The following is a 20,520-nucleotide window of genomic DNA, read 5'->3' as shown; positions in this document are numbered from 1 at the left end:
TTTTGCTTTATCTTATGCATTTTACGTCGTTGCCAGTCAAGGGACACTATGAAAAATTCGTTAAATCAAACCATTAATCACAAGGATTCGCCGCGGATGGTAGCCAACCGACTTGAGATGCGCGGAGTCAGTCTGGCCTTTTCGGGGTTCCAGGCATTAAAGCAGGTGGATTTCACGCTGTCGGGCGGTTCCGTACATGCGCTGACCGGCGCCAACGGCGCGGGCAAATCGACATTGATGGCGGTGTTGTGCGGCACCCACAGCCATTATGAGGGCAATATCGCCATAAATAATGAGAGCGTGACGATTCGCCATCCCCGCGAGGCGAAACGGCTGGGTATCCACCTGGTGCAGCAGGAAGTGGATGTGGCCCTGGTGCCGGGGCTCAGCGTCGCGGAAAACATCATGCTCGACCGGCTGGCCGAGGGCGGCCATCGTTTCCACTGGCGGGATGTGCGGCAGCGGGCGAGGGCGGCGCTGGCCCAGCTGGATATGCAGATGGATGTCGGGCGCAAGGCGGCGGGCTGCTCGCTGGCGCAAAAGCAGCACATCATGCTGGCGCGCGCCCTGTCCCATCACTGCCGTTTTCTGATACTCGATGAGCCCACCGCGCCGCTCGATCAGCAGGAAAGCGAACGATTGTTCACCGTGGTGAGACGCCTGAAGGCGCAGGGAATTGGCGTGGTCTTCATCTCCCACCGTATCCATGAACTGAAAGCCGTTTGCGATACCCTGACGGTATTGCGCGATGGGCAGCTGATTGAATCCGGCCCGATGGCCAGTCTCAGCGGCGAGGCCATCGTCGAAAAGATGCTGGGACATGAAATACGCGATATCTACCCCCCGCGCCGGCCGCCGCACAGCAACGAAACGCTGCTGCGGATTGAGGGTTTGCATGACGAAGGATTATTGAGAGATATCTCCCTGCATCTGCATAAAGGTGAAATCCTGGGCATTGCCGGGCTGGCCGGCGCCGGGAAGACCGAGCTGTGCAAGGCGCTGTTCGGCGCCAGTAAAAGCCGTCTGGACCGCGGCGAGCTGCAGGGGCGGACGTGGCGACCGCACGACCCGGCTGATTCGGTCAGTCGGGGCCTCGCGCTGGTGCCGGAGGAGCGGCGTAAAGAGGGTATTTTCATTGATGAATCCATCAGTATGAACCTGTCGGTCAGCGCCGATAACAGCTTCTCGCGCTGGAGTATCTTTGGCCATCGCCAAGCCTGGCACTGGGCGCAACAGGTGATAACCCGTCTGGGAGTGAAAACCACCGGACCGGCGCAAACCCTGCGCCGTTTGTCAGGCGGCAACCAGCAAAAAGTGGCCATAGGCAAATGGCTGCGCGCCGATGCGCGGGTGTTGATCTTTGATGAACCCACCAAGGGCGTGGATGTAAAAGCGAAAACTGATGTATTCAATTTGATCGACGGCCTGGCCAGGGAGGGAAAAGGCGTGATTTATGCCTCCGGAGAGTTCGGCGAACTGGTGGGTTTATGCGATCGCATCTGCGTATTGTGGGACGGCCGCGTGGTGGCGGAAATCGCCGGCGCCGACGCCCGTGAAGACACATTATTGTACTACTCGACCGGAGGCGCGGCGTCGTGAGCAAGGCTCTTACTGCGAAGAAGACGGTATCGCTCCGTCAACTGATGTTCGATTTTCTCTATAAATGGGGCATGTTGCTGACCGTAGTGGCGCTTATCGCCATCTTTGGCGTCGCGTCGGATAATTTCCTCGATCCTTTCAATATCATCAATATCCTGCGGTCTATCGCCATCGTGACGGTTATCGCCATCGGCGTGTCGATTTCATTGACGGTGGGCGGGTTTGATCTGTCGGTGGGCTCCACCGCTTCGCTGGCGAATGCGCTGGTTATCTCGATGTTTGTCTGGCACGGTTTCGGCGCCACCGAAGCCATTGTGCTGACGCTGGCGCTGTGTACGCTGGTGGGATTATTCAACGTCTTACTGATTGTGGTGCTGCGCATTCCGGATATGCTCGCCACCCTCGCCAGCCTGTTTGTGATCCAGGGCGTGGCGATGACCTACAGCTATGGCGGCTCCATTACCGAAAATATGGTGCTGCCGAGCGGCGACATGGCGCAAGGGACCATTCCGCCCGGCTTTGGCCTGCTGGGGCAGGTGCCGACCATCGTCATCGTCATGCTGGCGGTGGCCGTGGCGGCGCAGCTCGGGCTGTCGTTGACCACCCACGGCCGCCGTATGTATGCCATCGGCGGCAACCCGGAAGCGGCCCGCTTATCCGGAATCCGCACCACGCGCTACAAAGTCATTGCCTATGTGCTCTCATCGCTGCTGGCCGGCCTGGGCGGCATTCTGCTGGCATCGCGTATCGGTTCTTCACAGGTCAACGCCGGCGGAAGCTATTTAATGGACGCCGTCGCCGCGGCCTGGATCGGGTTTTCACTGGCGGGGTCCGGCAAACCCAACGCCTTGGGCACATTGGTGGGGGCGGTTATCCTCGGCGTGTTGCAAAACGGCCTGGTGATGCTGTCCGTCCCGTATTATGCCATGGACATTATCAAGGGACTGGTGCTGGCCGGCGCTCTTGCATTGACCTATTTCCAGCGACGTTAACTTCAACAGGGGAAGAATAATGAAACATTTCGCAGGTTCATTGCTGATGCTCGGGCTGCTGGCCGCCATGCCTGGCCATGCCGCCGTGCCGGCGCCGGTACCGTCAGCCATCGCCAATCATAACGGTCCGATACGTATCGCGATTATCCGCAACCTCGGCTCTGACGATAACACCACCCAATTTGTGTCAGGGGCTGTACAGGAAGGTAAAAAGCTGGGCTTCAAAGTCAGTACCTTTCTCAGTAACGGCGACGATGCCAAATTCCAGGATTTTGTGAATCAGGCCATCAGCCAGAAATATGACGGTATCATTCTTTCCCAGGGACGCGACCCGTATTCCACGCCGTTGGTCAAACGCGCGGCGGATGCCGGGATTGCCGTGTCGGTGTTCGACACGGCGGTTAATGGAGATATCCCGGGCGTGACGGTAACGCAGCAGGATGACGTTTCGCTGACGCAGCTCTCGTTTGGCCAATTGATCAAAGACTTCAATGGCAAGGCGAATATCATCAAGCTATGGGTCGCCGGCTTCCCGCCAATGGAGCGCCGCCAGGCAGCGTATGAGGCTTTGCTGAAACAGAATCCGGGCATCAAAGAGCTGGAATCCATCGGCGCGGTATCAAGCGATGTCCAGGGCGACACCGCCAATAAACTGGGCGCGGTACTGGCGAAATACCCGAAAGGAAAGATTGACGCTATCTGGGGAACCTGGGATGCCTTCAGCCAGGGCGCCTACAAAGCGTTGAAAGAAAATGGCCGTACTGAAATCAAGCTTTATAGCATCGATGTGTCCAACCAGGATCTGCAATTGATCCGTGAAGCCAACAGCCCGTGGAAAGTGAGCGTGGCGGTGGACCCGAAACTTATCGGCGCAACCAACGTGCGGTTGATTGCCAATAAGCTGGCCGGTGAGAAAACCCCCGCCACCTATGATTTCAAGGCGGCGGTTATTCCGCAGGCATTGGTCGCCGGCCAGCCGGGACCGGTGAGTGTGGCCGGCCTGGGGAAAATAATCCCCGGCTGGGGACAGACCGAGGACTTTATCGCCCCTTGGTTTGCCACGCTTGAAGAGAAAAACCACTAAGGAGCGGCTATGGTTAACGAATTACCGCGCCCGGACTACAGCCGCAATATGCGGCTTCTAGGCCACAGCGATCAGGGCGGGCGCCCCGACGGCGTACAATTGATGGTGCATCGCGGTTTTGCCTACATCGGCCATATGGTGTCGCAGGGGTTCTCCATTGTCGATGTGCGTGATCCGAAGAATCCCAAGGCGGCGGGGTATGTACCCGCGCCGCCGGGCACCTGGAATGTACATTTACAGGCGTATGACGACCTGTTGCTGGTGATTAACGCCCGAGATCTGTTCGCCGATGTCCGGTTTGCAGATGAAAAGGTCTACTACACCCGGGCGGTCAGCGAGACGGTAAGCGATGTGTGGGATCGGGGCTGGAGCGCCGGCCTGCGTATTTTTGATATTTCCACCCCGGACCAGCCGCGGGAAATCGGCTTTCTGCCGCTCAATGGCATCGGCATCCACCGCATCTGGTATGTCGGTGGCCGCTGGGCTTACGTGTCCGCGTTGATAGACGGTTTTACCGATTATATCTTCCTGACCATTGATTTGGCCGATCCGCGTAAACCGGAGGTGGCGGGGCGCTGGTGGCTGCCGGGGATGAACCAGGCGGCGGGGGAAACGCCGGTCTGGCCGGGAGGAAAACGCTACGCACTTCACCACGCCATTATCAGCGGCGATACCGCCTATGGCAGTTGGCGCGATGGCGGCCTGACCATCCTGGATGTCAAAGACCGTACACGGCCCAGGCTTATCAGCCATCGCAACTGGAGCCCGCCGTTTGGCGGCGGTACGCATACGGCGCTACCCCTGCCGGATCGCGACCTGCTGGTGGTGCTGGACGAAGCGGTGCTGGATAACCAGGAGGACGGCGAGAAGCTTATCTGGCTGTTCGATATCCGTGAACCCGCCAATCCGGTGAGCATCGCCACTTTCCCGCAGCCGGATGAAACGGATTATGTCGCCAAAGGCGCCCATTTCGGACCGCATAACCTGCATGAAAACCGGCCGGGCAGCTTTATCAGTTCAACGCTGATTTTCGCCACGTACCAGAACGCGGGCGTGCGCGCCTACGATATCTCCAATCCGTACCGCCCGGTGGAAACCGGCGCACTGGTGCCCGCGGCGCCGGCGAAGATGATGGATACCCGGCCGAACCGCCCCAGGGTTATCCAGTCCTGCGATGTGTTTGTGGATGCGCAGGGGATAATCTACAGCACCGACTATAACGGCGGTTTGTCGATAATAGAGTATTTGGGATAGAGAAACTTTTTCCTGAAAATCTTTTATGAGCCAATATCGGGAAAAAGCCATATTGGCTCATTATGGGCGATACCTACAGTCTGGCAACCTGTACCAGATTGGTGTGGGAAGGATTTCCTTTTGCCAATGGCGATGGACGTTGCGTCGTCAGTACATTAATAGAGCCGGCATGGTCGATCCGGTTACCGTCGGGGGAATACCAGGCGCCTTCGCCCAGAGCAACCACGCCGGGCAACATCCGCGGCGTGACGTTGGCATCGATTCGTACTTCGCCGCGATCGTTGAAAATCCGGACCACGTCGCCGTTCTTGATACCGCGCGCTTGCGCATCAATGGGATTAATCCATATATTTTGCCGGCAGGCGGCTTTCAATACCTCCACATTGCCGTAAGTGGAGTGGGTGCGTGCCTTGTAATGAAAACCGATCAATTGCAGCGGATATTTTTGGGCCAGCGGATCGTTATAGCTTTCAAAGCCGGCGCTATAGACGGGTAACGGATGTATGACATCGTCTGGCGTCAGTTCCCAGGTCGCGGCCAGTTCCGCCAGCGCAGCCGAGTAAATCTCGATTTTTCCCGAAGGGGTGGTCAGCGGATGCGCCGCAGGATCGGCGCGGAAGGCTTTATAAGCGATAAAGTGACCGTCGGGGTCGCGCTGTTTGAAAACGCCCTGCGCCCGGAGCTGTTCGAATTCAGGCAAGGCCGGAATTTTTTCCCTGGACCGTTGATAAATATAACGCAGCCACTCTTCCTGGTTTCGTCCTTCGGTGAATTGCTGCTCAACCCCCATCCGGCGGGCGATTTCACTGGTCATCTCGTAAATGGTTTTACATTCGAAACGCGGTTTTATCGCCTGGCTGGCGAAAATAACGTAAGCCATATTGCCGCTGGAGGCATCCAGACAGAAATCCATTTGTTCCGAGGCGGTGCAATCGGGCAAAACCAGATCCGCGTATTGCGCGGATGAGGTCATATGGTTATCAATCACCACAATCATTTCGCACTTTTTGTCGTTTTGCAAAATCCCATGGGTGCGGTTGATATCGGAATGCTGATTGACCAGGCAATTGCCCGCATAGTTCCAGATAAATTTAATCGGTACATCCAGCTTGTCCTTGCCCCGGACGCCATCGTGTCTGGCGGTCATTTCCGCGCCGCGCAATATGGCGTCGGTCCAGGTAAACATGGCAATAGCCGTTTTCACCGGGTTATCCAGCGTCGGTATGCGCTCGAACGGCAGAGCATAAGATCCTTCCCGCGCGCCGCTGTTGCCGCCCGAAATCCCGACATTACCGGTGAGGATCGGCAGCATGGCGATGGCGCGGCTAGCCAGCTCGCCGTTGGCATGGCGTTGCGGCCCCCACCCCTGACAGATATAGGCCGGTTTGGCGGCGCCGATTTCCCTGGCCAGCTTTATGATGCGACGGCTGGGAATGCCGGTGATGCTGGACGCCCAGTCCGGGGTTTTCGCCACGCCATCCGGACCCTTGCCGAGGATATAGGCCTTATAATGCCCGTTGGCCGGCGCGCCGGCCGGCAAGGTTTTCTCGTCATAGCCGACGCAATATTTGTCCAGAAAAAGCTGGTCCACCCGATTTTCGTTAATCAGCACATACGCTAGACCGGCAACCAGGGCCCCGTCCGTACCCGGCCGGATGGGTATCCACTCATCCTCGCGGCCGGCCGCGGTATCGGTGTAACGGGGATCGATGACTATCATGCGGGTATTGGACCGCTCGCGCGCCTGCTCCAGCAAATAGGCGACGCCGCCGCCGCCCATGCTCGTTTCGGCCGGATTATTGCCGAACATCACCACCAGTTTGCTGTTAACGATATCCGTCGGGCTATTGCCATCGGCCCCGCCGCCATAGGTATAATTCAGGCCGGCCTCTATCTGCGCCGCGCTGTAATTGCCGTAATGATTGAGGTATCCGCCGCAACAATTCATCAGCCGGGCGATAAGCGTTTTGCCGGGCGGCCAGGAACGCGTAATGGTGCCTCCCAATGTGCCGGTGCCGTAATTCAGGTAAACCGCTTCATTGCCGTATTGTTTGATGATGCGTTTAAGATTATCGCTGATTAAGGTAAAGGCTTCGTCCCAGGAGATACGCCTGAATTTCCCTGCTCCGCGCCGACCCACTCGCAGCATGGGGTACTTCAGCCGGTCGGCATGATACACGCGCCGCCGAATGGATCGCCCGCGCAGACAGGCGCGCACTTGATGCGGTTCATCAAAGCCGTCGTTGCCGATATTATCTGTTTCAACGTAGGTAATTTCCCCATCCACCACATGCATACGCAACGGGCAACGGTTGCCGCAATTGACCGTGCAGGCGCTCCAGACCACATTCTCCGTCTTCTCCGCCGTTGGCGGAACCGCGCCGGCATCTCGGCTGAAAGGCAATGCTCCTGCGCATGCCGCCAAGGCGAATCCGCTGCGAGAGCTATTGTTCAACATACTCCTCCTCCATAGAGGCTTGTAGCGCCGCACGGCAACTATCGATATTCATCTTGCTTGAAAGGGAATGCGCCGATATATGCGCATTGAGCCAACGTAAAAAGGCATCATCATAACCGTGGTATATCGATATTCAGGTTCTGTATCCGGTAGGCAACCTGACGCGGAGTCATGCCCAACAAACGGGCAGCTTTCGCCTGGACCCAACCGGACTTTTCCAATGCGGCAATCAGCCGCTGCCGATCGTCCAAATCGTCATCGTCCTGGCCTTCGGCAGATTGCGGGTGCGGCAGGTTACGCCGTAAGGCCTGGGTCGCCTGACGTGCCGGTGTTCTCTGATTGGACACAATGATGTTGCGGTCAATCAAGCCTTCTTTTGACATCACTGACGCGCGCTCCAGGCAGTTCTCCAGCTCGCGGACGTTGCCGGGCCAGCTATAATTCTTTAGCAAACACAGCGCGCCCTCGCTGATGCGCAGATCCCGCCCCTGTTTTGCCGCCAGTTTAGCAATGAGAAACTGCGTCAGCTCGACGATGTCTTCCTGCCGTTTGCGCAGCGGCGGCAAGTTAATCTGCATGACATTCAGGCGGTAATAGAGATCTTCCCGGAAGTTACCGCTTTGCACTTCCTCTTCCAGATTACGGTTAGTGGCGGCGATAATGCGCACGTTGACTTTGATAGTGGTATCGCCGCCGACGCGCTCCATTTCCCCTTCTTGCAAAATACGCAGTAATTTCCCCTGGAAAGAGAGGCTGCTTTCACCGATTTCATCCAAAAACAGCGTACCGCCGTCGGCGAGTTCAAACCGCCCTTTACGCTGGCGTACCGCGCCGGTATATGCTCCCTTCTCATGACCGAATAATTCGCTTTCCAGCAAGGTATCCGGCAACGCCACGCAGTTGAATTTGACAAAAGGTTCGCGAGCGCGGGGTGAATTATAGTGAATCGCGTTAGCGATAAGCTCTTTACCGGTGCCGCTTTCGCCGCGCACCAGGACGGTGGTGTCCCATTTGGCCACCTGGTGGATCATGTCGAAAATTCGCCGCATCGATCGGCTACTGCCCACCATATTGTCGAAGCCGTATCGCTGCTTTACCAAGGGGCGCGGTGTGCCCCTTTGCTGTTTCGGGGCGCCGGTTACATCACACGGGTGTTCCACTGGCCGGACGGTTTGGCAAATCAGATTAGCCACCATTTCCAGAAAACGGGTAGCGGCCGGCAGTTGATCCTCGCCTGCTGCCATCGGCTGTGCCGCCAGCACCCCCAGCGGGATGCCGTCCGAACCCGGGATCGGCACGCTGATAAACGGCAGACTGTAATCATACAGATTAAGCCGGTCAAGAAAGCGCGGATCGTCCGAAATCCGCGGCAAGGCCAGTGAACGCCGCTGGCTCATTACCGCCCCCAGGATGCCTTCGCCGATGCGATAGCGCACATTTTTGCATTTTTTCTCCATTTCACTATCGGCACCGTATAACGCTTCGATAAATAATGCGCTGCGGGCTTTATCGAACAGGCAAACCATGCCGTACTGCATATCGGCGTTTTCATACAGCGCCCGGATTATGGCCAGGAGTGTTTGTCCCGTTTCCAGCGAGCGGCTGAGCGTTACGCTGATTTTATGCAGTGCGGTGAACTGCCGGGAGAGATCAAAATGCCGTGATACCCGATCGACGATGGGGAGATTATTCATGATGATTCTCCTGCTGCTTACGTTTTCGGGCTTTAACGCCTCGTCATAGCCGCTATTTTCTTTTCCGGCTTAATCTCTTGCCCATATAAAAACGGGAAAAGATGTTTTTCCAGCGCTGGCGCTTCGGTCAGAAAACCATCATGTCCATAAAGGGAATCAATTTCCGCATATTGAGCACTTTTGATATGTCTAGACAGATATTGCTGTTCCCTGATCGGAAACAGCAGATCGGAAGTGATGCCGATAATCAGCGTTCTGGCCGTTATTTTAGCCAGCATGGCTTCCGGTTTATCTCTCTGGCGGCCGATATTATGGCTATCGAGCGCGTTAAGCAGGCACCAGTAACAATAGGCGTTAAATCGCCGGATGAATTTTTCCCCTTGATGACGTTGATAAGCGGCGGCCAGAAAACGGTCTTGTTTATGCCGGTCGCTTTCTGCCTGGGTGTGCTGGTAGGTATCGAAACAACGATAGGACAGCAGGGCAATACTTCGGGCTGCCTTCAGTCCGGCCATGCCGCCGTTGGGGTCGACACCGTCAAAGGTTTTATCTGCCAGCAATGCCAGCCGCTGGCTTTCATTGAAAGCAATTCCCCAGGGAGAACAAACGGCATTGGTGGCCAGAAGCACCAACCGGCTTATTCGCCGAGGCTCATGAATGGCCCATTCCAGCGCCTGTTGGCCGCCCATGGAACCGCCAATCAGTAAATGTATATTCGCTATCCCCAGCGCATCGGCGAGCAGGCTGTGCGCAAAAACCATATCCCGAATGGTTATGGCCGGAAAATCCAGTAGATAAGGCTGATGGGTGGCCGGGTTGAGGCTACGCGGGCTGGTTGAGCCATAAGGCGAGCCTGGCACATTGGCGCAGACAATGAACCAACGACCGGGATCAAAACATTTTCCCTCGCCCACCAGGCCGGGCCACCAGGAGATAACATCCGAACTGCCTGTCAGGGCGTGACAAATCCATACCACATTGGATCTATCGGCATTCAGCGTACCATAGGTGTGAAAAGCGATATCAATATCCTGGAGAACGGAACCGTTCTCCAGGACAAAGGACGCAGCGGAGTGAAAATGTCGCAATGTCATAGGGATAGCCAGGCTATTTACTGGCCTTGAATGCCTGTTCGATATCCGACTTCAGGTCATCAATATGCTCAATGCCCACCGAGATCCGCAGCCCGGCCGGCGTCACCCCGGCCAAGAGCTGCTGCGCATCGCTTAACTGTTGATGGGTAGTGGCCGAAGGCTGGATAATGAGGGTCTTTGCGTCCCCCACATTTGCCAGATGGGTAATCAGTTGCAGGCTATTGATAAAACGGCCGGCACGCTCTTTACCGCCGCGGATTTCCACGGACAGCACGCCGCCAAATCCCTTTTTCAGGTATTTATGGGCAATGTCGTATGCCGGACTGGAGGGTAACCCCGGATAATTCACGCTTTCCACTTCGGGATGTTTTTCCAGCCAGCGGGCCAGTTCCAGCGCGTTAGCCACATGGCGTTCCACCCGCAGGGAGAGCGTTTCCAGCCCTTGTAAAAGCAGGAAGGCATTGAAAGGCGACAGCGTGGGGCCGAAATCACGCAGGCCTTCCACCCTGGCGCGGATAATAAACTGTATGTTGCCCAATTCACTGCCCGGGCCAAAGACGTCGTTATAAACCAGGCCGTGATACGCTTCTGATGGCGTTGAGAATTGCGGAAATTTGCCGTTGCCCCAGGGATAATTGCCGCCATCGACGATGACGCCGCCGATGCTATTGCCGTGACCCCCGATCCATTTGGTGGCGGATTCCACCACCACATGTGCGCCGTGTTCAAGGGGACGAAACAGATATCCGCCGGCGGCGAAGGTGTTATCCACCACCAAAGGCAAGTTATGTTTTTGCGCCAGCTCGGCGAAATGGTCGAAATCAGGAAAACCCAGGCGTGGATTGCCGATGGTTTCGAGGTAAAGGGCTTTGGTGTTTGCATCAATCAAGCTTTCAAAGCTGTCGACGCTATCATCCTTGGCAAAGCGGGCCTCCACCCCTAGGCGTTTAAATGATAGGTGAAATTGCGCCCATGTGCCGCCGTACAAGTTGGGGGAGGTGACAAAATTATCGCCGGCCTGGAGGATATTGTTTAACGCGATGAATTGCGCGGCTTGGCCGGACGCCACCGCCAGCGCGGCAACGCCTCCCTCCAAGGCGGCAATGCGCTTTTCAAATACGTCTGTGGTGGGATTTTGAATCCGGGTATAGATATTGCCGAATTCCCGCAATGCAAACCGGTCCGCGCCCTGCTGGGCGTTCTCGAAAGCATAGGAGGTGGTCTGGTAGATTGGCACCGCCCGCGCCCCGGTCGTGGGATCGGGTTCTTGGCCGGCGTGAAGCTGCAAGGTTTCAAATTTTAAGGATGTCATAATATAGTCGCAATCAGGTAGAAGAGTCAGGACTTCAGAAAAACATAGGTGGGATAATTTGTTAACTGACTAAAAAGGATATTGATTGTTAATTTCGTACTATGCTTTTTTTTTCTAAATAAATTTCTGAAGATGTATTTATTCTCGTGATTAAATCAAATTGATATCAAATTAATATTTTTCCGCAATCTTCTTAATGCATGTTTATATCAATTTTCCACAAAAAAACATATTTAAGGATTGCAAAGAGTCCCATGGGTAACTTTTACATATGAATATGCGGATTGATTAGTTTGTTTGGCTATGAGAAATCCTTAGACTCAAAACTCTCTTATGGCACAGGGGATTGTTATCGTGAGCACTGCTCCCGTGGACGCGGTTATTTGCTGCCTAACGCTCGTGATAAATGTGATAACAGGGGAATTCATTTATGGCCGAACATACCTTAAGACAGATTGCGATTTACGGCAAAGGCGGTATCGGAAAATCGACGACCACGCAAAACCTGACCGCGGGCCTCGCTGAACTCGGCAAGCAGGTTTTGGTCGTTGGCTGCGATCCAAAGGCTGATTCAACCCGGCTTTTGCTGGGGGGGCAGGCGCAGAAGACCGTATTGGATACCTTGCGCGAAATCGGCGGCGGAGTCGTGGAATTGGAGCGCATTCTGAAAAAGGGCTTCCAAGGTACGCGGTGCGTGGAATCCGGCGGCCCGGAGCCGGGCGTCGGATGTGCCGGGCGCGGCATCATCACCTCCATTGGGCTTTTGGAACGCCTGGGGGCATACACGGAGGATTTGGACTATGTCTTTTACGATGTTTTGGGCGATGTGGTTTGCGGCGGATTCGCCATGCCCATTCGCGAGGGAAAGGCCAAGGAAATTTACATTGTCGCCAGCGGGGAAATGATGTCGCTTTATGCGGCTAATAACATTGCCAAAGGTATCGAAAAATATGCGAAAAAAGGCGATGTGAGGTTAGGCGGTATCATCTGTAATAGCCGCCAGGTAGATGGTGAAATTGAATTGCTCAAGGCTTTTTCTGAAGAGCTAAATACCAATCTTATTTATTTTGTACCGCGCGACAATATTGTGCAACGGGCTGAAATTAATCGTAAAACGGTTATCGAATATCGGCCGGACGCCGCACAGGCCAATGAATATAGAGGATTGGCGAAAAAAATAGAAACCAATACGAGATTCTCAATTCCAACGCCAATGACGCAAGAGCGTTTGGAAGAAATTTTCAAAGAATTTGGGCTCATCGCCGCCCTGGCGGAAGATTAGCGCTGGTAATCCTACCGTGGCCGGCTGGCGCGACCATGGACCGTTCGCTTATATAGCTTATAAACAGAGAATTTAAGAGAGGACTCGGTATGCCCAAGAAGATTAATTTGGACATTGCGGAAGTTGAAAATCGCGAGCAGCGGTTGGGAACAATTATTGCCTGGTCGGGCACCGCCAGTGAGCTGCATAAACAATCCAATTTCGAGGCGAGGGGCTGTGGCGGCGGTCCGGGGAAAGGCGGCTGTCAATTATGCGAATTAGAAGGGCCGTTTACCCAGGGTTCGGTGTGCAGTGAGCAGATGGTTGAATGCCAGGCGGGACATGTGCGCGATGCGGTGCTCATTCAGCATGCGCCTATCGGCTGCGGGGCGGGTCAGGTTCCCTATAATTCAATCTACCGCAACGGACTGGCCATGCGCGGGCACCCGGTTGAGAACATCCACTGTATCACCACCAATTTGCTGGAAAATGATTTGGTCTTCGGCGCGTCGGATAAACTGCGGCAGTCCATAGATGACGCGGTGGCGCGCTATCGGCCCAAAGCGGTGTTTCTTTCCTCTTCCTGCGCCACCGGCATTATCGGCGAGGATATGGAAAGCGTTGCCAAAGAAAAGGAAGAGCAATACGGCATTCCGGTGATACCGCTGGCGTGCGAAGGTTTCCGTTCCAAGCATTGGAGTACCGGGTTTGATGCGGTGCAGCATGGCATCTTGCGCCAGATCGTCAAGCGTAATCCGCAAAAACAGGAGGATCTGATCAATGTCATTAACCTCTGGGGATCGGATGTTTTTACGCCGATGCTGGCCAACCTCAATCTGCGCGTCAATTATGTCATTGATTTAGCTTCGGTTGACGATTTGGCGCAATTGTCGTCAGCCGCCGCCACCGTGGGTTTTTGCTATACGCTGTCTTCCTATATGGCCGCGGCGCTGGAACAGCATTTCGGCGTACCGGAAATCAAAGCGCCTATGCCGTATGGTTTTGTCGGTACGGATGCCTGGCTCAGGGAAATCGGCAAGGTCACGCACAGAGAAGCGCTGGCGGAAAAATACATTGCATCCGAGCATGCGCGCGTCGCCCCACGCATAGCGGAATTAAAGGAAAAACTCAAGGGTATCAAGGGATACGTGGCGACCGGTTCCGCTTATTCACACGCGCTGATTCAGGTCTTGCGGGAACTGGGCGTCCAGGTGGATGGTTCGTTGGTATTTCATCATGATCCGGTCTATGACAGCGGAGATGTCAGGGAAGATTCCCTGGGGCATTTGACCGAAAATTATGGCGATGTAAAACATTTCCAGGTCAGCAACCGCCAGCAGTACCAGCTCTATGGTTTTCTGCAACAGGTCAAACCGGATTTCCTGTTGATTCGTCATAACGGACTGGCGCCGTTGGCCTCGCGTTTGGGTATTCCGGCGGCTCCGCTGGGGGACGAGCATATCGCCATCGGCTATCAAGGGATCATTAATCTGGGTGAATCCATTCTGGATATTCTGGCGCATAAGAAGTTTCATGACGATATAAAAAAACATATCAAGCTGCCTTATAAAAAATGGTGGTTGGACCAAAAAGACCCCTATATTTTAGCGCGGCATCCGGAATTAATTGACGATTAGAGGAATGTTGTGATGGTGGATATTATATGCGAGCAGACAAATTCAATCAGTCAGGTGCGTTATGGCTGTGCGCTCGGCGCCATGCATTCGGTGGAGGCGATTCCGGGTGCTATTCCCATTGCCCATTGCGGTCCGGGATGCGTGGATAAACAATATATGGCCCTGAGTTTTTACAACGGGTTCCAGGGCGGCGGCTATGCCGGCGGCGCCGTTGCCCCTAGCACCAATTTGCGGGAGAACGAGGTCATTTTCGGCGGGGCCGAACGCTTGGATAATCTTATCAAAGCCACCCTGAAGATGATGGAAGGGGATTTGTTTGTGGTGCTTAACGGCTGCATAGGCGAAATCGTCGGCGATGATGTCGCTTCAGTGGTGAGCAAATTCCAGGATCAAGGCGTACCGATTGTGTATGCTGAAACCGGAGGCTTTAAGGGTAATAATTTCATCGGGCATGAAATCGTCACGGAGGCCATTATTGATCAATACGTTGATAAATATGCCGTAAATAAAGATAAAAAAATCAAGGGACTTATCAATGTTTGGGCGGAGCTGCCTTTCCAAAATACGTTTTGGCGCGGGGATTTACAAGAACTAAAGCGTATTTTGCAGGGAGCCGGATTCAGGGTAAATATTCTTTTTGGCAATGGGTCCGCCGGTGTGGAAGAATGGAAAACCATCCCAAACGCCCAGTTTAACCTGGTGGTTTCGCCTTGGTTGGGACTGCAGACGGCGATACACTTGAAGAAAAAATATCAACAGCCTTATCTGCATATCCCGATTTTACCCATCGGCGCCGGCCAGTCGGCGGAATTCCTGCGCCAGGTGGTGGAATTCGCGGGCATTGATAAGCAACAATCAGAAGAATTTATACGGCATGAAGATGCGCAATATTATTATTATCTGGAGTCCTTTACCGATTTTTATGCCGAATACTGGTGGGGGCTGCCGGCATCCTATGCCGTCGTCGGTGATAGCGCCTATAATCTGGCGCTCAATAAATTCCTGGTCAATCAGCTGGGGCTGATTCCGGGCAAACAAATCATTACGGATAATGTACCGGAAAAATACCGGGCGCAAATCGCCTCTGAGTATGAACACCTGGCCGACGATGTACGTTCGGATGTGGCCTTTATCGAGGACGGCTACCTGGTGGGGAAAACGTTGCACTCTGTGGATTTTGGACATAAGCCGCCGATTCTTTTCGGTACCACCTGGGAGCGCGATACGGCAAAGGAATTGCAGGGATATATCGTTGAGGTGGGATTTCCGGCCTCCTATGAAGTTGTCCTGAATAAGAGCTATATCGGTTATCGGGGGGCGTTGACCTTATTGGAAAAAATCTTTACCACAGCTATTAGCAAGAGCGCTTAGCCACCCCTAATAAAACGGGGTTTTATTTTTTTGAAATTCATTCAACCTGCCGGCTATTTCTATTTATCCGGTCAATGCGTTGGTGGAAAGCTTTAACGCGTTAACACCCATAATGCTATTTGAAAATTCCAGACAGGATAATCAGGGGCACAATAAAAATGATAATAGATAAATTCAAGCCAAAGGATAAAGAAGGAAAAAAATGCCGCCGGATACTGGCGGGCCTGCTGGCCGCCATAGCCATAGTTTTTGCGTTGCCCTCGCTGGCGGAGCAGCAAAATAATGATGTCCCGTCATTGAAAGGTAAACGTATCGGCATTACCGTCGCCGGCACCGAACATTACTGGGATCTGAAAGCCTACCAAGGGCAGATAGATGAAGTAAAACGTCTGGGCGGCACGCCCATTGCGCTGGACGGCGGCCGCAAGGACGCGCAGCAAATCGCTCAGATTCAGACGCTTCTCGCGCAGAAGCCGGATGCCATCATTGAGACGCTGGGCACCGCCTCGGTACTGGAGCCTTGGCTTAAAAGAATTCGCGCCGCCAATATTCCGTTATTTACCGTTGATACCGCCAGCCCGTCAAGTATTAACGTGACGACCTCGGATAATTTTTATATTGGCGAGCAGTTGGCGCTAAAATTGGTCAATGATTTACACGGTGAAGGGAATATTCTGGTTTTTAACGGATTTTATGGCGTGCCGGTGGTTGCCATGCGTTATGACCAGTTGCGGGCGGTGCTGAAATGGTATCCGAAAATTAATATTATTCAGCCTGAGTTACGGGATGTCATTCCCAATACCGTACAGGATGCCTATGGCCAGATCGGCCAATTATTAAATAAATATCCGAAAGGTTCCGTACAGGCGATTTGGGCCGGGTGGGATGTTCCGCAAATCGGCGCGACTCAGGCGGTTGACGCTGCCGGCCGCACCGAGATCAAAACCTATGCGGTGGACGGCAGCCCGGATGTGGTTTCGCTGGTGAAAGATCCCAAATCCAGCGCCGCGGCGGTTATTGCCCAGCAGCCTTACTTGATCGGCAAAACCGCCGTTCAGAGCGTTGCTCGCTATCTTGCGGGCGATCGGTCGCTGCCGCCTGCCACCTATGTACCGGCCATTCTGGTAACCAAAGAGAATGCGGCCGAGGTGCAAAAAACCTTGGGCCAGAGCGATGGAAAATAATCCGCCGCTGCTGACGCTGAACAATATCAGCAAAGCCTTCAACGGCGTCCCGGCGCTGCGCGGCGTCTCGCTGTCGCTGCAGGCCGGCAGCATCCATGGCCTTATCGGCCATAATGGCGCGGGCAAATCGACGCTGATTAATATTCTCGGCGGTATTTACCCGGCGGACAGCGGCGAGGTAAGCGTGGCGGGGGAAAGGGTCTCTATCGGCTCGCCGCGGGCGGCTCAGGCGCTGGGCATTGAAATTGTCCACCAGGATCGCCTGCTGGCGCCGACGCTCACCGTGGCGGAGTCGCTGTTATTGGGTGAAGAACCCCGGCTCGCCGGCCTGCCGCTGCTGCATCGCCGCAGAATGCGTCGCGAGGCGCAGCAGGCCATTTTCACGCATTTCGGCATGACGCTGGATCCGGACCGCCTGATTGCCGAACTCAGCGTGGCGGAGCAGCAGGTGGTACAGATTACCCGCGTTTTGCGCCGTTCACCCCGCATTCTGGTGTTCGACGAGCCTACCGCGGCGCTGGCGAGCCATGAGGCCGCCTCGTTGTTTGCCGCCGTTCAGGCGCTGCGCTTGCGCGGACTGGCGATCCTGTATGTTTCCCATTATCTCAATGAAATTATTGAACTCTGCCAACAGGTCACCGTGTTGCGCGACGGCCGCGATGTGGCCCGGCACCCGGTGAGCCAGATCCGCGTGCAGCAGCTGATTACCGCGATGGTAGGGCAGGAGCAAAAAAACCGGCTGCGGCGCGAGACGCAACCTGAGGGCGAGACGCTGCTGCGGGTACAAGGCCTGTCGGCGCCGGACCGTTTTCAGCAGGTCTCTTTCAGCGCGCGGCGCGGCGAGATCCTAGGTATCACCGGCCTGCTCGGTTCCGGCGGTAAAGCGCTGCTGCGCGCGCTGTTCGGCCTTGAAAACGGTCTATCCGGCAGCGTAAAGCTGAACGGCCGCGCTTTTTTACCGCGCTCGCCCCGTGACGCGGTAGCCCAGGGGATCGCCTTTGTACCGGAAGATCGCCGTATCAACGGCATTGCCCTTGATCTCAGCGTCCGCGAGAACATCGCATTGACCATCCTGGGTGCGCTGGCGCGACACGGCGTGATCCATAGGGGACGTGAACGCGCGCTGGTTAAGGAAAACGTCAGCGCACTGCAGATTCGCACGCCGGGCATCGAGGCGCCGGTGCGTCAGCTGTCGGGGGGTAACCAGCAAAAAGTGGTACTGGCCAAATGGCTTAACACCGGCGCGGCGCTCTATTTATTGGATGAACCGACGGTGGGGGTTGACGTTGCCGCCAAAGCGGAGATTTACCAGGAGTTGGATCGGCTGGCGGCCCGCGGGGCGCTGGTTATCATCTTTTCCACCGACCTGCTGGAGCTGCAGACGATAACCCATCGCATCCTGGTACTGGCGCGCGGCCAGTTGGTAAAAACCCTCGATGCCCGCCAAACCGATCACCAGGAAATCCTCGCCTGGGCCACCGGCGCCGTTAATCAGCAAACGCCGGCCGAGGCGGTGTTGCCCGCCGGAGTGGCTATGTCATGACAGATCTATCGCCGAACGTGCGCGGCGCCGGTTATACGGTGCGTCCATCACTCGCCGCCCAAGCCGGCCGCTATTGGATGCCGGGCGGGGCCATACTGATTATCGTGGCGGTATTGGCCGTGTTCGCCGTACTTTCGCCGCTGTTCCTGACCTTGGGCAACCTGGGCAACGTGTTGCAGCAAACGGCGGTCATCGGCATCCTGGCCATTGGCCTGACGCTGGTATTGATAGGCGGCGGTGCCCATTCGCTGACCGGCGGCATCGATCTTTCCATCGCGGCCAATCTGGGCCTGTGCGCCGCCGTGTATGCCGTCTTGCTCAGGCAGGGGTATGTTTCGGGCCTGGCGATGCTTGGTACGCTGCTGACCGGGGTAGCCCTTGGACTGCTCAACGCCGCGGCGGTGGTTTGGCTGCGCATTTTACCGCTGCTTGCCACGCTGACCACCATGAATATCGCCATCGGCCTGGAGATGGTCATCACGCAGAATGCCCCGGTGCCGGCGACCGGCGCACTGCTGGACCTGCTTATTTCAGCGGGGCCGTTGGCGATTCCCTGGCTTTCCTGGGCCTTCGCGCTGGCGGCGCTGCTGTTTATTGTCCTGGCGCATTTCACCCGTTTCGGCCTGCGACTGCAGGCGGTGGGAGGGTATCCGTTGGCCGCGCGGGCGGCGGGAGTGGCTGTCTTTCGCTATGTCGCCCTGAGCTATGTGCTGTGCGGTCTTTGCGCCGGTATTGCCGCCCTGGCCTCGGTGGCGGTGCTGAGCGGCAGCTCGCCGGGTTCCAACGACAATTTGCTGATGGTCATTGCCGCCGCGCTGCTCGGCGTGGTGTTCTCGCGGCGGCTGGTGCCCACCATCGGCGGCACGCTGATAAGCGGACTGTTTCTTACGCTTATCGCCAACGGCTTTCAGCTTATCAATATCTCAAGTTATTGGATTAACGGCGTGGAGGGTGTGCTGATCCTGCTGGTGGTCTCACTTACCGCACAGCTTCGCCGCCGTCAGCAGAGGAGAAAAGTCAGTGTTTGAGATAACCGCGCCGGCGACGCCGGCAAAAAACGGCTACGGTAATTTGCTGCGGGTGGTGATGGCGGCGACCTTCCTGGCGCTGCTGCTGTTTTTCACCCTCTACGCGCCGGGCTTCGCCACCTTATCCAACGTTGAAAGCGTGCTGCTGAACAATGTCGCGCCGCTGGCCATCGCTTCCCTTGCGATCACCGTCGTCGCGGTGCTGGGGGCGGTAGATCTCTCCATAGGCACCGCAATCGATTTTGCCTGCCTGGTGCTGGTGACGCTGATTTTGCATAAGACAGGGCTGACGCTGGCCGTCGCCGCGGCGCTGCTGGCGGCACTCGGCGTCGGGTTGTTCAATGCGTTTTTGGTGGTGGTGCTCGGCGTCGAGCCTTTTCTCGCCACCCTGGGCACGCTGTTTATCGGGCAAAGCGTGCAGCAACTCTCCTCGAACGGCGGCCAACCCATCTATCTGCTCAGCCAGGCGTTGCCGCCGTCCTTTTCCGCCATCGGCCACGGGACACTGCTGGGGATTGCCTTGCCGTTGTGGTATGTGCTGCTGTTGGCGGTGGCGTTGCATCAGCTATTGCAGCGCACAGGTTACGGCCGCGCCTTCAGCGTGCTGGGCGCGCAGGCCAGCGTGGCGCGCTATTCGGGCCTGCCGGTGGCACGGCTGACGGCTGCGGCCTTTGTGCTCAGTTCGCTGATAGCCGGGGTGGTAGGGCTGATGCTCGCCTCGAATGTCAAGGCCTGGGTGCCGCTCTCGGGTAACGCTTATTTGCTTAACGCTATCGGCGCCGCTTTTATCGGGGCTACCTTCTCCGCCTCGCGCCGGCCAAATGTTCCCGGCACGCTGCTGGGGGTGGGGCTGCTGAGTTTTGTCGCCAACGGCCTGCTGCTGATTGGCTGGAGCTTTTACTGGCAGCAGGTAGCGACGGGAGTATTAATCTTTATCGTGCTGGCGGTAGGCGCGCTGCGCGGCCGCAGCCAGCTATAAATGTACCCGTAGGAGAGGATAAAAAACCTC

At 55.8% G+C, this 20,520-nt stretch carries 15 protein-coding genes; 11 read left to right on the top strand and 4 right to left on the bottom strand.

The window, feature by feature from the left end; translation table 11 throughout:
* Positions 1 to 96: 96 nt before the first annotated feature.
* From ACL2XO_RS17425 to ACL2XO_RS17410, 4 genes are read left to right on the top strand one after another with little or no spacing between them, the layout of a single operon-like run.
* The gene (locus ACL2XO_RS17425) at positions 97 to 1,599 is read left to right on the top strand and encodes a sugar ABC transporter ATP-binding protein (protein ID WP_413741143.1); all 1,503 of its coding nucleotides are present in this window, start codon (positions 97 to 99) and stop codon (positions 1,597 to 1,599) included.
* Complete coding sequence (locus ACL2XO_RS17420) at positions 1,596 to 2,591, top strand: ABC transporter permease (protein ID WP_413724879.1); 996 nt, start codon at positions 1,596 to 1,598, stop codon at positions 2,589 to 2,591. The genes ACL2XO_RS17425 and ACL2XO_RS17420 overlap by 4 nt, the downstream gene beginning before the upstream one ends.
* A 19-nt stretch (positions 2,592 to 2,610) precedes the next feature.
* On the top strand, positions 2,611 to 3,675 hold the full coding sequence (locus tag ACL2XO_RS17415; RefSeq protein ID WP_413724878.1) for a sugar ABC transporter substrate-binding protein: 1,065 nt from the start codon (positions 2,611 to 2,613) through the stop codon (positions 3,673 to 3,675).
* A 9-nt stretch (positions 3,676 to 3,684) separates the two neighbouring features.
* The gene (locus ACL2XO_RS17410) at positions 3,685 to 4,929 is read left to right on the top strand and encodes an LVIVD repeat-containing protein (RefSeq protein WP_413724877.1); all 1,245 of its coding nucleotides are present in this window, start codon (positions 3,685 to 3,687) and stop codon (positions 4,927 to 4,929) included.
* Positions 4,930 to 5,002: 73 nt separating this feature from the next.
* On the opposite strand, the gene ACL2XO_RS17405 is transcribed toward ACL2XO_RS17410, so the two are convergent.
* From ACL2XO_RS17405 to ACL2XO_RS17390, 4 genes are all read right to left on the bottom strand, one after another.
* Complete coding sequence (locus ACL2XO_RS17405) at positions 5,003 to 7,387, bottom strand: DMSO/selenate family reductase complex A subunit (protein ID WP_413741142.1); 2,385 nt, start codon at positions 7,385 to 7,387, stop codon at positions 5,003 to 5,005.
* Between the two features lie 110 nt (positions 7,388 to 7,497).
* A complete protein-coding gene (nifA, locus tag ACL2XO_RS17400) occupies positions 7,498 to 9,081 on the bottom strand; it encodes a nif-specific transcriptional activator NifA (protein ID WP_413741141.1) in 1,584 nt (527 codons plus the stop codon).
* Between the two features lie 32 nt (positions 9,082 to 9,113).
* Positions 9,114 to 10,175 carry a homoserine O-acetyltransferase family protein gene (locus ACL2XO_RS17395; RefSeq protein ID WP_413741140.1) on the bottom strand — a complete coding sequence of 354 codons (1,062 nt, stop codon included), beginning with the start codon at positions 10,173 to 10,175 and terminating at the stop codon, positions 9,114 to 9,116.
* Positions 10,176 to 10,188: 13 nt separating this feature from the next.
* Positions 10,189 to 11,487: an O-acetylhomoserine aminocarboxypropyltransferase/cysteine synthase family protein gene (locus ACL2XO_RS17390; RefSeq protein ID WP_203523209.1), complete on the bottom strand. Its 1,299-nt coding sequence runs from the start codon at positions 11,485 to 11,487 to the stop codon at positions 10,189 to 10,191.
* A 430-nt stretch (positions 11,488 to 11,917) separates the two neighbouring features.
* On the opposite strand from ACL2XO_RS17390, the gene nifH reads away from it, so the two are divergent.
* The 7 genes from nifH to ACL2XO_RS17355 all read left to right on the top strand — a co-directional run bounded on the left by nifH (position 11,918) and on the right by ACL2XO_RS17355 (position 20,490).
* On the top strand, positions 11,918 to 12,769 hold the full coding sequence (gene nifH, locus ACL2XO_RS17385) for a nitrogenase iron protein (protein WP_413741139.1): 852 nt from the start codon (positions 11,918 to 11,920) through the stop codon (positions 12,767 to 12,769).
* An 89-nt stretch (positions 12,770 to 12,858) separates the two neighbouring features.
* Complete coding sequence (locus ACL2XO_RS17380; protein ID WP_413741138.1) at positions 12,859 to 14,385, top strand: nitrogenase component 1; 1,527 nt, start codon at positions 12,859 to 12,861, stop codon at positions 14,383 to 14,385.
* A 12-nt stretch (positions 14,386 to 14,397) separates the two neighbouring features.
* On the top strand, positions 14,398 to 15,756 hold the full coding sequence (locus ACL2XO_RS17375) for a nitrogenase component 1 (RefSeq protein WP_413741137.1): 1,359 nt from the start codon (positions 14,398 to 14,400) through the stop codon (positions 15,754 to 15,756).
* A 158-nt stretch (positions 15,757 to 15,914) separates the two neighbouring features.
* On the top strand, positions 15,915 to 16,940 hold the full coding sequence (locus ACL2XO_RS17370; RefSeq protein WP_413741136.1) for a sugar ABC transporter substrate-binding protein: 1,026 nt from the start codon (positions 15,915 to 15,917) through the stop codon (positions 16,938 to 16,940).
* Positions 16,930 to 18,483: a sugar ABC transporter ATP-binding protein gene (locus ACL2XO_RS17365; protein WP_413741135.1), complete on the top strand. Its 1,554-nt coding sequence runs from the start codon at positions 16,930 to 16,932 to the stop codon at positions 18,481 to 18,483. The genes ACL2XO_RS17370 and ACL2XO_RS17365 overlap by 11 nt, the downstream gene beginning before the upstream one ends.
* Positions 18,480 to 19,511: an ABC transporter permease gene (locus ACL2XO_RS17360; RefSeq protein WP_203523203.1), complete on the top strand. Its 1,032-nt coding sequence runs from the start codon at positions 18,480 to 18,482 to the stop codon at positions 19,509 to 19,511. The genes ACL2XO_RS17365 and ACL2XO_RS17360 overlap by 4 nt, the downstream gene beginning before the upstream one ends.
* On the top strand, positions 19,504 to 20,490 hold the full coding sequence (locus ACL2XO_RS17355; protein ID WP_413741134.1) for an ABC transporter permease: 987 nt from the start codon (positions 19,504 to 19,506) through the stop codon (positions 20,488 to 20,490). The genes ACL2XO_RS17360 and ACL2XO_RS17355 overlap by 8 nt, the downstream gene beginning before the upstream one ends.
* The last annotated feature ends 30 nt before the right edge of the window (positions 20,491 to 20,520 follow it).

The organism is Sodalis sp. RH15 (genome assembly GCF_047324255.1).
Classification (GTDB): Bacteria; Pseudomonadota; Gammaproteobacteria; order Enterobacterales; family Enterobacteriaceae; genus Acerihabitans; species Acerihabitans ligni.
This window is presented reverse-complemented; position numbering and strand designations above follow the sequence as displayed.